Origin of the sequence: Leuconostoc sp. LN180020 (assembly GCF_014844115.1) — a bacterium.
Classification (GTDB): domain Bacteria; phylum Bacillota; class Bacilli; order Lactobacillales; family Lactobacillaceae; genus Leuconostoc; species Leuconostoc citreum.
This window is the reverse complement of record NZ_CP039736.1, coordinates 300,241-312,642: the sequence shown is the minus strand read 5'-3', so window position 1 is coordinate 312,642 and position 12,402 is coordinate 300,241. Positions and strand designations below refer to the sequence as shown.

Below are 12,402 nucleotides of genomic sequence, written 5' to 3'. Positions count from 1 at the left end.
AGGCTATTATTATGGAAAATCAAATCATTAAAAATTGGATTAGCCGTTTTGTTAAGGGTATATTTATCGCACTTGGTTTTATCTTACCAGGCGTATCAGGTGGTGTACTCGCAGCAATACTTGGTTTGTATGAACGTATGTTAGATTTTATGGCTCATGTACGTCAAAATTTTAAGCGTGACTTTTGGTATTTCTTGCCGGTTGGTCTTGGTGGCATTGTAGGTATTATTTTGCTTAGCAACCCGTTGTCCTACTTGTTGACGACTTATAAGGCAGTTGTTTTGTGGGGATTTGCTGGGGCAATTGTGGGGACTTTACCAACTTTGTTTAAAGAAAGTAGCAAGACAGGTCGTCATTGGTCCGATTGGTTGGTATTGTTTGCCACAATTATTATTGGTGGTGTGTTCTTATATAATGTCGCAGGACTAGTTGGCCAATTACCAGTTAATTTCTTTTCTTGGTTACTTGCTGGCGGCTTAATTGCATTAGGGGTCATTGTACCTGGTTTAAGCCCTTCTAATTTTCTGCTGTATCTCGGGTTGTTTAAGCCAATGATTCAGGGTTTTAAGCGTGCTGATCCGGGGGTTTTCATCCCCATCACACTAGGTGGTTTAGTGACACTTCTTTTACTATCAAAGATTATGCATTTTTTGATTAGACAGTATCATGCGAAAGTGTATCATGTGATTTTAGGAATTGTTATTGTCTCAACTGTATTAATTATTGTGCCACCAGTTGCCGATTATAGTGGTTTTAATCTGGTCAGTGGCATTGCTAGTGCGTTATTATTCTTGATAGGTACTAGTATAGGCCTATGGATGAGTCAGTTGGAAGAAAAATATAAATAAACAAAAAGCCAAGCATTGTGCTTGGCTTTTTGTTTAAATAAATTGTTCCGACAATCTCAAAAAGTCGTTGATGTCTTGTTGAATCAGGTCAGCACCTGCTTGCCAGAAATCAGGTTGCGTTAAATCAACACCAAGATGTTTTTGTGCCAGTGCTTCTGAAGTCATGTTAGCTGTGTCGCGAAGCAGCGCAATATACTTATCTTCAAATCCATTAGGATCTTTTTGGGCTTCAGCATAAATGCCAGCTGAGAATAAATAACCAAAGGTATACGGAAAATTATAAAATGGCACGGAATCGATAAAGAAATGTAGTTTTGAGGACCAAAAATGTGGATGGCGTATATCTAGGATGCCATCAAACGCCGAAATTTGAGCCTCATCCATCAGTGCATTAAGTTTTTGCGGTGTAACGACGCCATGCTGACGTTCTTTATAAAAAGCATCCTCAAATAAAAAGCGTGCATGAATATTTAAAAACATGGCAATAGGGTTTGTCATTTTCGCATCAAGCAGCACGAGCTTTTCGGCATCAGAAGTTGCTGCCTTAACATTTGCATCGTTAACAATTAACTCAGCGAATGTTGAGGCTGTTTCAGCCACATTCATCGCATAGGCATCACGCCAAAGAGGTAAATCCGTTAGCTGTGCAGAATGAAAAGCGTGTCCTAATTCGTGTGCAATTGTTGCTGCATCATTGACAGAGCCAGTGTAAGTCAGGAAAATACGGGATTCATGCAAATCAGGAACAGATTCCATATAACCACCTGGTTGCTTGCCAGGACGATTTTCAGATTCTATCCAACGCTTTTCAAATGCCATTTTAGCAAAACTAGCCATTTTAGGAGAAAATTTGCCAAACTGTGTCACAATAAAATCTGCTGCATCGTCATAAGACACTTCGGCGGGTTGATAATTACCAATGGATGTCAGTGGCGCAACTTGATCTTGCCAGCCAAGTTGCGTTAAACCGAGCAGTTGTTTTTTACGTTCAAAATAAGGCTTGAACATGGCTTTATTATTATCAACAACCGACCACATGGCATCTAGTGTTGCTTGGGACATACGATTCATTTCTAATGGCTGTTCTAAGTGTGATTGACGGCCATGTGCCTTTTGATTAGTTAAACGAAAACCTGCCAAATGATTGAGTGTATCAGCAGTTAAGTTTTCAGCATTGCCCCACATTTTCTCATAATTTGTCATAATGTTGGCACGCGTTTTGTTATCGGGTTCGCCATCTAACATATTGAGTGCTTGTCCTGCAGAAATGCGACGTGTTTTGCCGTCATTGTCATCTGTATAAGTCATCGATAAGCCGGCTGAAATTGTATCATAGTGCTGTGACCAAGCTTGCTGACCGTCTAAATCAAATTGGTTGATTAATGTTTCAGTTTGGTCATCGAGTAGTCGCTTTGCATCAGTTCGCAATTCGCTAAGGTAAAAAGCGATTGGTTCTAAGCGAGGTGTTTTTAGTACATCTCTAAACGCTGATTCGTTCAAGCTTAACAATAATTTTTTGAATTTGTTCATGGGTGTAGCAAAATCAGCAAACAGTTGACCTAGTTTAGCAAAATGAGGGCCATAAATACTGTTGCCATAATCAACTGAAGCCCAACCATTAATGAAAATACTGATTGTGCCCAACCCAGAACCAATTTTTTGCGCTAAATCAGATAAATCGGCAAGGCTATCAGCTGAAGTTTCTGCTGATATGAGGTCCTGCTCAAACAATTTAATATCCTGTGCTACTGCTTGATATTTTGCCTCTAAAGCTGGTGAACTGATGCCGCCGGGATAGATACTTTCTAAATCCCAGGTCTGTGAGTAACCCATGTTTATACCTCTTTTTGACTTTCTTTTTAGTATACCATTTTTCATGATGAGTATATTGCAACTAAATGAATTTATTATCATATCAGTAAGTGATTGCTCAGAATAAGTGCCCTTAATTGCGAGAAAGATGATAGGGGTGTACAATAATTACTTTAAGGGGTAAACAAATATGCACAACTTAGTCAAATGGCTGATCGGGTTTGTGGTTGTGATTGTCATTATCTTGCTGCTATCAGGTATGTATTTTTTTCATGTCGCGCAAGTACGTAATCCAAAGTCAAACCAACCAGATATCTTGCGCTCAAAAGATAACTCACTTTACCGATATGAAAATACATTTCTGGCACGTCACAAGCAAATTTGGCATGAAACAACGCGTGATGGCTTAAAATTAGATGCCTGGTACGTACCAGCCGATAAAAAAACCAACAAAACAGCGATACTCGCTCACGGTTGGCACAATAATAAAACAACCATGGCAATTTATGGTGAACTATTTCATGAATTAGGGTACAATGTTTTGATTCCTGATAATCGTGCACATGGTGATTCTCAAGGAAAAATCATTGGCTATGGTTGGCTTGATCGCCGTGACTATATTCAATGGTTGAATCAAATTATTAAATACCAGGGTCAGGATACCGATATTATTATGTACGGTATGAGTATGGGTGCAGCAACGGTACTGCAAGTCTCTGGTGAGCCTGACTTACCACATCAAGTTAAAGCAGTTATTGCAGATTCTGCCTATACAAATTTAGCAGACGAAACAAAATATCAAGCGAAAGCAATGTATCATTTGCCAAGTTTTCCGTTTGTTAATGTTGTTTCCGGCATTTCAAAAATTCGTGCTGGTTACTTTTACGGCGAAGTGAGTCCCTTAAAACAAGTGTCTAAAAGTTCATTACCAACCTTCTTTATACATGGCAGTGCCGATGATTTTGTACCAACCAAGATGGTTTATCCATTATATCGAGCTTTAAAAGCACCAAAGTTATTGTGGGTTAGTCAAGGCTCAAAGCATGTTCAGAGTTTTCATGACCACCCAGTACTTTATCGTGACAAGATTGAAAAGTTTTTATCAGAATATGATCGCTAAAAAATAAAAACATGAGTCGCATCATGTTTTTATTTTTTTATACCTGTCTATTCATGATATAATGATAAATGTTAAATGAGAAAATCATTATACCGTGCGTTATTACCTGTGTCAGACATAGCTAACAACCATGAACATGCAAGTAAAAAAGGACGCAATTATCATGCAATTATCACGGTCAGACATTCAATCTGATAGAGCGTGGCGACGCATTGTCGTTAAAGTTGGTACCAGTACTATTGTTGATGCTACTGGCGATATTAAGTATCCAGTAATTAATCGTTTAGCACAAACACTCACACAGCTACAAAAATCAAATTATGATGTTATTTTAGTTACTTCCGGTGCCATTGGCGTTGCATTAAATCAGATGAATAGTCGCACACGGCCAACTGACATTCCTGCGCAACAAGCACTTGCAGCTATTGGGCAAAGCTATTTAATGGCAATTTATAATCAGAGTTTTGCTTTTTATCAACAACATGTTGGACAGGTACTTTTAACCTATGATGTTTTCAACAATAAGCAAATGTTACGTCATACAATCGATGCCATTGAGGCTATGTTGCGTCAAAATGTTATTCCGATTATTAATGAGAATGATGTTATTGCGGTTGATGAGTTAGACCACCAACACTCTTTTGGTGATAATGATCGCCTAGCAGCAATTGTGACACATGAGACATCTGCTGATAGTCTTGTGGTCCTAAGCGATATTGATGCGTTATACACAGCTAATCCACACGTCAACCCAAATGCACAGGCAATCCCACTAGTGTCTGAAGTGACAGCTGAATTGTTGGCTGGTGCTAATGGCTCATCAACACTAGGAACGGGTGGAATGGCCACTAAATTGTATGCAGCCGATTATTTATTAAAACGAGCACGCCAAATGGTATTAATTAATGGCGAAAATCCCGCTACAATATTAGATGTAGTTAACGGAAAACAAGTTGGTACTTTATTTAAAGGAGTTTAATATGGTAGTAAGCGTACAAGAAATTGGACAGCGCGCTAAGACAGCAGCGACTGATGTCGCGGGACTAACAATAACAACACGAAATGATTTATTACGTCAAATGAGTCAGGCATTGTTAGATAACCAGTCGGCCATTATGGCAGCTAATAAGGAAGATATAGCGGCTTATGCGAATACTTTAAGTCAACCGATGATTAAGCGATTGACTCTGGACCAACCAACCATTAAAGCTATTGCGACATCGTTATTGGCAGTTGTTGCATTACCCGACCCATTAGCAGGGCCTTTTGATACTTGGCAAACACATGTTGATTTGAAAATTGTTAAAAGAGTGGTGCCATTAGGCGTCGTGGCTATGATTTATGAAGCACGTCCGAATGTCACAATCGATGCAGCAGCATTAACTTTGAAATCAGGAAACGCTGTTATTTTGCGTGGTGGGAAAGAAGCCATTCATAGCAATACCGTGTTAGCAAATATTTTGCGTGATGTTTTGAGAGATAATGCGCTGAATCCAGATATTATCCAACTGATTACGGATACATCTCACGAGTCAGTGAATGTCTTGCTAAATATGCGAGACTACGTTGATGTCTTAATTCCACGAGGTTCAGCAAAATTCATTGACTTTGTTGTGGCCAATGCGACAGTACCTGTGATAGAGACTGGGGCCGGAAATACCCACATTTTCGTGGATCAATCAGCAGATCAAGAGCAGGCTATTGCAATTATTCACAATGCTAAGACACAAAAACCTGCTGTCTGTAATGCAGCAGAAAAGTTATTGGTTGATGTGGCTATTGCGGCTGAGTTTATACCTAAGATTACCGAAAAATTGGTCCGTGCACATGTTGAATTGCGTGGGGATCAAGCCAGCCACCAGCTAGACCCACGGATTAGCTTGGCATCAGAACAAGATTGGGATACTGAGTATAATGATTTGATTATGGGGATTAAAATTGTTTCTGATACCAATGATGCGATTGATTGGATAAATAACCATACAACACATCATTCAGAAACGATTATCAGTAAGTCTTCTGAAAATGTCGCACAATTTATGAATCAAGTAGATGCTGCTGTAGTGTATCAAAATGCATCAAGTCGCTTTACTGATGGTTTTGAATTTGGTTTTGGCGCTGAAATTGGTATTTCAACCCAAAAGTTACATGCGCGTGGGCCGATGGGCTTACCAGCATTGACAACAATTAAATATGAAGTCTTTGGTCAAGGACAAATACGTGAATAAAAAAGTGTTGCAACGTTATCGCGTTGCAACACTTTTTTATTAAGCTAGAACAGTCAGCATCATCTTTTGAAAATCAGAGACAAAACGAGTAGTGTCAACTAAAATAGCTGCTTTAGTTGTTGTTGGTTCAAGCAATTTTTCTTTATCACCAATAGTACGACCATAATCACCACTATCACGATCATAGGTAACATGCATAGCTAAAGGCATTGTTGTCACATAAGTTGGATCAATACCAACAGCTACAGCTAATGGATCATGTAGCGCTGCGCCTTTTTTGTCGATATCTAAATTGTAGTAAGCATCAATGTAGAAATCCATCAAGTCGGCATATTTTTCACCCGCTGAGGTGCCTAAAGCACGCCAAGCGGCGGTTTCTGTTTTTGTCAGCAGTGTCCGCAATGTCACGTCTAATCCAACCATTGTCAGGTTCTTTTGGCGAGTAAAAGCGTAGTCAGCATCTTCAGGATCTTGGTGAATATTGGCCTCGGTAAATGGCGATACATTGCCGGGCACTGTCAGTGCACCACCCATTAAGGTGGTGTTGCCAATTAAGTGAGCAACTTCAGCGTCTTTTTTAATTGCTGTAGCCAAATTTGTCAACGGGCCGGTTGGAATGAAAATTAAATCCTCAGCATATTGATGAGCTGATGCAATCAAAAAATCAACGCCAGATTGTTTCTCAACACCACGTGGGGCGACATCTAAGGGTACCTCACCGACACCATTTTTACCATGAATTAACTGAGAAATTGGCATAACATCAAAATGGTCAGCTGTTGAGGCGTGGCTTTCTCCCAAAAAGACAGGCACTTCATCGGCGCCAAGTAGGTGCAATAGATTCAACGAATTTTGTGCAGCCGTTTCAACATAGGTATTACCGTAACTTGCGATAACGCCAATCAAGTCAACGTTGGGATCGCCAACAGCATAAGCCAGAGCGAGGGCATCGTCAATGCCAGTATCAAGGTCAAGAATCATCTTTTTTTGAGCCATAATTTTTTTTGTGTTGTCGCTGATGATGCAACACATCCATCCTCCAAGTCATTAATATCTCTATTATACCGACTGTCGAAAAAAAGTGCGTTAAAAGATGTCATAATAGGTATAATAATGGGAGTAGAATTTTTATTTGAAAGGACGGTTGCCCAAAAAATTGGGTTTATTGAAGGTAATATGGCACAAGAAATTTATGATATTGCTATCATTGGTGGTGGCCCAGTCGGCATGTTTGCAGCATTTTACGCTGGTTTGCGTGATACAAAGGTAATACTCTTAGAAAGCCTAGCAACCCTTGGTGGGCAAGTTACATCGCTTTATCCGGAAAAAACAATTTTGGATGTTGCTGGTTTTTCAGCAACTAAAGGAACCGATTTTATTGCTGCACTATCACAGCAATTACAGCGTTTTCCAGTCGATATTAGAACGCAGACAACAGTGGTTAACTTAGAAAAAAGCGGCAATTTATTCACAGTAACAACAAATAATGGCACGTCTATTCAAGCTAAAACAGTTATTGTCGCAACGGGTAAAGGTGCTTTTGAACCACGTAAAATTCAAGTTGCCGGTGTTGATAATTTAGTGGGTCAAGGGGTGCATTATTTTATAAAAAATAAGCACGACTTTGATAATCATCATATTGCGATTGCGGGTGGTGGTGACACAGCCGTCGATATGGCAACGATGTTAAGCCATATTGCAGCAGAAACAACTTTAATTCATCGACGCGATAATTTTAGAGCAATGGAACAAAGTGTTAAAACGTTGATGGCATCTAAGGTTATTCGAGAAACGCCTAAAAAAATATTATCAGTTTCAAAGCAACCCGATGGGCGTCTGAAATTACGTTTAGCACACGTTAAAGATAATCAACAAGTTAACGATATCATAGTTGATGACTTAATTATTAACTATGGCTTCATCTCTGAAAACAAAACTATTCAAGCTTGGGCAGTTCAGCCAAAGTTAGCTGGGCAAGTCTTTGCGGTAAATCAGACGCTAGAGACAAACGTACCAGGGCTTTTTGCCATTGGTGATGCTAGTCATTATATTGGCAAAGCAGACTTAATTGCAATTGGTCTAGGCGAAGCGCCAAGTGCAGTGAATGCTGCTATTCGTTGTTTTGATCCTAATCGTGGGGGACCAGGACACTCAAGTTCGATGGTGTTAAAAGATACAATCGTAAGAAACGACTAATAAGTGATTATGCTAAAAAAGCCAATCGTCTTGATTCGATTGGCTTTTTATTTTGCACTCTTTTGTATGGTTGCTTTACCAGTTTGATAATCAATAGTAATGCCAGGTTGAACATTAAAAATCCAATAATTTAAGTTTAGTATTTTACCATTATCTTGAATGGATTTAGCCATGTAGTGTACGCCGCGTGGTAAGCGTTCAGTACCAATATATAGCGGTGTAACTTGGCCTCTAATCATGATATTTGGATGCTTTTTAATTGCGTTGCGGATGTCATCTTCGGCCACAAGCTGTCCAGGGTACGCATTTTCGACGCGCGTACCAGTGGTCATGTTTTCTGTGACCATGGTTGGCATACCAAAAAATTGATAACCCACAATATGCGACTTGTTCCATAGTGCCTGTTTGCTATTACCTAATTTAACATTTGGGTTATTATGGTAGCCACCAACCCACTTTGTGCCATCAAAGCGGTCATCAATGAACCAGCCAGAAGGGCGTACATCGTAACCAATACGATCTGGACGTTTGGTAACTTTGTCCATCGCTGAACGACTAGCAATAAAATTACCTTGTTGTGAACGACCTAGATTATCCAGCGGTGATAAACTCAAACCATCGACAGGGCGGAGCTTAGACCCTTGTGAGGGGAAAGTTTCCCCCATTTCAACATTTGTAAAGGTTGCTTTATCGCTATTAATATGAACCACATCACCATCAAGTGTGCCGTCCCATTTTAAATTAAGTAAGGCTTGATTATCAGCAGCCACAGCACTCGAAAACGGTTTAGTGCTTGTTGCACTTTGATTAGAATGGGAGGCTTGGTTGTTTTGCCAGAGATAAAAACCAATCACAGCAACTAAAATGAGCACTGATAATATTTTATTTTGTGGTTGGTTTCGACGGTTATACGTGCGCTTTCTAGCCATATCATACTCCCTAATTTGTGTCATGAAATCATACTATTTTAACATATAAAAGTTTGTTGATTTCGTTTAAAATTGCATGGCACTTAAAAAATTTTGAATGCGGGGATTCGGGGCTTCGAAAAATTCACGGGCTGCACCTGCGTAAGTGATTTGCCCAGCTTCTAAAAAGAGTACTTGATCAGCAACACGTTTGGCAAACTGCATATTATGTGTCACGATAATCATCGACGTTTTTTGTGATGCCAAATCACGTAAGATGCGTAGAACTTGTGCTTCTAATTCTGGATCTAAAGCACTTGTTGGTTCATCTAGCAATAAATACTTAGGCTGCATCGCTAGTGCACGCAAAATCGCTACTCGCTGTTGCTGACCGCCTGATAGTTGATAGGGATAACGTTCAGCTAAATCTGTCATATCAAACTGTTGCAGGAGACGATCTGCTGTTAAATTGGCATGTTTAATAGACATTTTTTTGACTTTAATCGGACCCTCAGTTAGGTTTTTTCGGACAGTTAGATGTGTAAACAGTGCTTTTTCTTGGAAAACCATGCCAAACTGCTGTCGTGTTGCTAATATTTGGGGCATGGTTAGTGGTTGATCAAAGTCAATCGCTGTATCATTACCTATCTTTAACGTGCCTTTGCTTGGCATTTCTAACAAATTTAATGCCCGTAACAAAGTCGATTTACCTGAACCAGAAGGTCCTAAAATCGCGGTGGTTTGATGTTCTGGAAACGTAGCCGATACGTGATCAAGGGCTAATTTATCATTGTATTGCTGGACTAAATTATTAATACGAATCATTGGATAAACCTCGATGTATAACGTTCTAAGTAATGCTGACCGATAGACAAAATAGTTGTCATGGCAGCATAAACTAGGGCAACAAGTAGATACATGGATAGAATTTTATAGTTTTCAGCTGCAATTTGTTGGCTAAGGTAAAACATCTCGACAATCGTAATCACGCTAGCCAATGAAGTATCTTTTAGCAAGCTAATGAGCGAATTACTTAGTGGTGGAATTGAAATGCGCGCTGCTTGTGGCAAAATAATATGACGATAAACCTGAAAAGGTGACATGCCTAATGATTCGGCTGCCTCTTTTTGTACGGCTGGGACAGAAGTTATTGCGGCACGAATACTTTCAGCAGCATAAGCACCTGTGTTTAAGGAGAAAACTGTAATGGCGGCAACCCAAGCATTTGCAAAAAGCGTGATATGTGCATTAGGCAGGCCATAAAAAACAATAAATAATTGTACTATCATAGGCGTCGAGCGAAATAACCAAACATAAAAGCTGGCCATACTTTTAATGATAAGAGTTAACCAACGTATGATTGGTGACTTTGGTAATTTCATGATGCGAATGACTGCCGTGATAACAGCAAAAATAATCGCCAACGTAAAAGAAATGATAGTTAATGGTATCGTGTAAAACAATGCCGCACGCAAAATTTCTGGTAAATATTTGATAGCTAAATTGATAAAATCTGACATATGATATCCTCAGTTTTTAGTGTGGGTCAAAATCGAAATCACTGATTTTTACCGTGTAATCATTTCTTTGTTAAGTCAGCGTTGAAGTAAGTTAATGACAATTTTTGAAGTGTGCCATCTTGTTTCAAATCTGCAATAGCTTGATCAATACGTTGCTGTAATTTTTTATTATTTTTCGCTAACAATGGTGCTGCCGGTGCTGCGGGGCTTTCTTTACTCAAATCAATGGCTGTCGTATCAGCATCAGGGTTGGCTTTTTGCCAGGTAGCATAGGCACCAAGATCGTTGAGTGCACCATCAGCGCGCTGTGTTGTCACCATATTCATGGCTTCAGTCATACCAGGGACAGCAACGATTTCAGCACCACTTTTTTTGGCTAGCACACCAAAATTTGATGTGGTTGATTGTGCCATTTTCTTACCTTTGAGATCTGCTAGAGAATTGAGTTGCGTATTGTTTTTACGCTTAATTAAGACTGTTTTGGCATATAAATAAGGCGTGGAAAAACGGTAAGCTTGCTGTCTTTCTGGGGTCACACCAACGTCGTTAAAAATCACATCGTAACGTTTAGAACCCAAACCGGCAATCAAAGAATCCCATTTTGTCTGGACGTATTTGGGCTTTAAATCAAGTTTTTTGGCAATAGCAGTAGATAAATCGACTTCAAAGCCAGTCAGTTTACCGTCTTGTCGATATGAGAATGGCGCAAATGTGCCTTCTAATCCAATGGTTAGTGTATTAGGCGATATGGTATCAGCTGACGCTTGTTTATGATGCGCTTGCTGTCTAGCCAATCCAATAGCAGCGGCTAATATAATGACGATAGTGATGACGGCGATAGTGATTTTCTTCATGTTTTTTCTCCTGTGCAAACAAAAAGCGCCAACTAGTTAATTTCTAGTTGGCGCTGAGTTAGTCCGTATGATAGTTTGATAGAATGAACGTCAAAATACCGGTGCTAAACAATGCGCCGGTTCGAGCAATATGCAATTACTGCTTGTAATTTTAACATGGTATCCTCCAAAACAATATCATTCTAACTGGGATTAATAGCGTTGTCAAATCTTTTACTTAGTTAAATCCCATTCTGCTTTAAACTGAGCTAGAAAATCGAGCATGAATTGATGACGACTAGTTGCAATTTTTTTTGCAGTGTCAGTATTTAAACGGTCTTTAATCAATAATAATTTTTCATAAAAGTGATTAATTGTCGTACTATCATCATTCCGGTACTCAGCTTTGTTTTGCGCAATACGGGGTGGAATTGCTGGGTCATATAAGATGCGATTTTTCACGGCACCATAAGTAATGGCACGTGTAATGGCAATGGCGCCCACAGCTTCCAATCGGTCAGCATCTTGCACGATTTGACCATTGATATCAAGGTGTTGAGCTTGACCACCAATGCCTTTTGACCAAGACATATTATCAATAATGTAAAAAATCCGTGAAATATCGTCTTGAGATACTGAAATATTGCTCAAAAATGTTTTAAGATGTGATTTTGCTAATTGCACATCCGATGCATTATTAAACAATTTATCATCGTAGACATCGTGCAGTAATGCGGCAGCACGAACGATAAAAGGGTCGGCCATAGGTTCATTGATTAGAATTTTGTTTGCTAACGCCACGACACGGTCAATGTGATCGGCACTGTGCCCTGAATTATCTGAAGCGAGTGCTGTCTGCATGTATTGCGTAATTTGTTCGAGTTGCGTCATATCAAGCTCCCTTAAATTATTAATGTGGTATCTTCTACCTTATCAG

The 12,402-nt window shown here is 39.5% G+C and carries 12 protein-coding genes; 5 read left to right on the top strand and 7 right to left on the bottom strand.

The annotated features are described in order from the left end of the window. The first annotated feature begins 11 nt into the window (after positions 1 to 11). Positions 12 to 848: a DUF368 domain-containing protein gene (locus tag FAZ25_RS01625; RefSeq protein ID WP_004904351.1), complete on the top strand. Its 837-nt coding sequence runs from the start codon at positions 12 to 14 to the stop codon at positions 846 to 848. A 33-nt stretch (positions 849 to 881) separates the two neighbouring features. Here FAZ25_RS01625 and FAZ25_RS01620 read toward each other — a convergent pair whose 3' ends face one another. After that, the gene (locus FAZ25_RS01620) at positions 882 to 2,681 is read right to left on the bottom strand and encodes a M3 family oligoendopeptidase (protein WP_048801789.1); all 1,800 of its coding nucleotides are present in this window, start codon (positions 2,679 to 2,681) and stop codon (positions 882 to 884) included. A gap of 169 nt (positions 2,682 to 2,850) precedes the next feature. Between FAZ25_RS01620 and FAZ25_RS01615 the strand changes: the two genes are divergently transcribed. The 3 genes from FAZ25_RS01615 (at position 2,851) to FAZ25_RS01605 (ending at position 6,008) form a co-directional block, all read left to right on the top strand. After that, a complete protein-coding gene (locus tag FAZ25_RS01615) occupies positions 2,851 to 3,780 on the top strand; it encodes an alpha/beta hydrolase (RefSeq protein ID WP_004904349.1) in 930 nt (309 codons plus the stop codon). Between the two features lie 163 nt (positions 3,781 to 3,943). After that, a complete protein-coding gene (proB, locus tag FAZ25_RS01610; protein WP_192269756.1) occupies positions 3,944 to 4,759 on the top strand; it encodes a glutamate 5-kinase in 816 nt (271 codons plus the stop codon). Position 4,760: 1 nt separating this feature from the next. Continuing rightward, entirely contained in the window at positions 4,761 to 6,008 is a 1,248-nt protein-coding gene (locus FAZ25_RS01605) for a glutamate-5-semialdehyde dehydrogenase (protein WP_040189848.1), read from the top strand. Between the two features lie 39 nt (positions 6,009 to 6,047). Here the strand turns inward: FAZ25_RS01605 and FAZ25_RS01600 are convergent, their stop codons facing one another. Next, positions 6,048 to 7,004, bottom strand: a complete 957-nt coding sequence (locus FAZ25_RS01600) for a nucleoside hydrolase (RefSeq protein WP_048801815.1) — start codon at positions 7,002 to 7,004, stop codon at positions 6,048 to 6,050. A 180-nt stretch (positions 7,005 to 7,184) separates the two neighbouring features. Here FAZ25_RS01600 and FAZ25_RS01595 point away from each other — a divergent pair, with 180 nt between their 5' ends. Next, complete coding sequence (locus FAZ25_RS01595; protein ID WP_040190128.1) at positions 7,185 to 8,204, top strand: NAD(P)/FAD-dependent oxidoreductase; 1,020 nt, start codon at positions 7,185 to 7,187, stop codon at positions 8,202 to 8,204. Between the two features lie 47 nt (positions 8,205 to 8,251). On the opposite strand, the gene FAZ25_RS01590 is transcribed toward FAZ25_RS01595, so the two are convergent. The 5 genes from FAZ25_RS01590 to FAZ25_RS01570 form a co-directional block, all read right to left on the bottom strand. Further along, the gene (locus FAZ25_RS01590) at positions 8,252 to 9,133 is read right to left on the bottom strand and encodes a DNA/RNA non-specific endonuclease (protein WP_040189851.1); all 882 of its coding nucleotides are present in this window, start codon (positions 9,131 to 9,133) and stop codon (positions 8,252 to 8,254) included. 66 nt (positions 9,134 to 9,199) lie between these two features. Further along, positions 9,200 to 9,937 (bottom strand): amino acid ABC transporter ATP-binding protein, encoded by a 738-nt coding sequence (locus FAZ25_RS01585; protein WP_048801790.1) that lies wholly within the window; start codon positions 9,935 to 9,937, stop codon positions 9,200 to 9,202. Then, positions 9,934 to 10,632 carry an amino acid ABC transporter permease gene (locus FAZ25_RS01580; RefSeq protein WP_004901168.1) on the bottom strand — a complete coding sequence of 233 codons (699 nt, stop codon included), beginning with the start codon at positions 10,630 to 10,632 and terminating at the stop codon, positions 9,934 to 9,936. The genes FAZ25_RS01585 and FAZ25_RS01580 overlap by 4 nt, the downstream gene beginning before the upstream one ends. A 59-nt stretch (positions 10,633 to 10,691) precedes the next feature. After that, a complete protein-coding gene (locus tag FAZ25_RS01575; protein ID WP_040189852.1) occupies positions 10,692 to 11,486 on the bottom strand; it encodes a transporter substrate-binding domain-containing protein in 795 nt (264 codons plus the stop codon). A gap of 213 nt (positions 11,487 to 11,699) precedes the next feature. Continuing rightward, positions 11,700 to 12,356, bottom strand: a complete 657-nt coding sequence (locus tag FAZ25_RS01570; protein ID WP_004901164.1) for an HD domain-containing protein — start codon at positions 12,354 to 12,356, stop codon at positions 11,700 to 11,702. Positions 12,357 to 12,402 lie beyond the last annotated feature (46 nt).

Coding starts and splice junctions, on each gene's coding strand:
- FAZ25_RS01575 (WP_040189852.1), bottom strand. CDS start 11,486: ATGAAGAAAATCACTATCGCCGTCATCACTATCGTCATTATATTAGCC.
- FAZ25_RS01590 (WP_040189851.1), bottom strand. CDS start 9,133: ATGGCTAGAAAGCGCACGTATAACCGTCGAAACCAACCACAAAATAAA.
- FAZ25_RS01615 (WP_004904349.1), top strand. CDS start 2,851: ATGCACAACTTAGTCAAATGGCTGATCGGGTTTGTGGTTGTGATTGTC.
- FAZ25_RS01580 (WP_004901168.1), bottom strand. CDS start 10,632: ATGTCAGATTTTATCAATTTAGCTATCAAATATTTACCAGAAATTTTG.
- proB (WP_192269756.1), top strand. CDS start 3,944: ATGCAATTATCACGGTCAGACATTCAATCTGATAGAGCGTGGCGACGC.
- FAZ25_RS01595 (WP_040190128.1), top strand. CDS start 7,185: ATGGCACAAGAAATTTATGATATTGCTATCATTGGTGGTGGCCCAGTC.
- FAZ25_RS01570 (WP_004901164.1), bottom strand. CDS start 12,356: ATGACGCAACTCGAACAAATTACGCAATACATGCAGACAGCACTCGCT.
- FAZ25_RS01585 (WP_048801790.1), bottom strand. CDS start 9,937: ATGATTCGTATTAATAATTTAGTCCAGCAATACAATGATAAATTAGCC.
- FAZ25_RS01625 (WP_004904351.1), top strand. CDS start 12: ATGGAAAATCAAATCATTAAAAATTGGATTAGCCGTTTTGTTAAGGGT.
- FAZ25_RS01620 (WP_048801789.1), bottom strand. CDS start 2,681: ATGGGTTACTCACAGACCTGGGATTTAGAAAGTATCTATCCCGGCGGC.
- FAZ25_RS01605 (WP_040189848.1), top strand. CDS start 4,761: ATGGTAGTAAGCGTACAAGAAATTGGACAGCGCGCTAAGACAGCAGCG.
- FAZ25_RS01600 (WP_048801815.1), bottom strand. CDS start 7,004: ATGGCTCAAAAAAAGATGATTCTTGACCTTGATACTGGCATTGACGAT.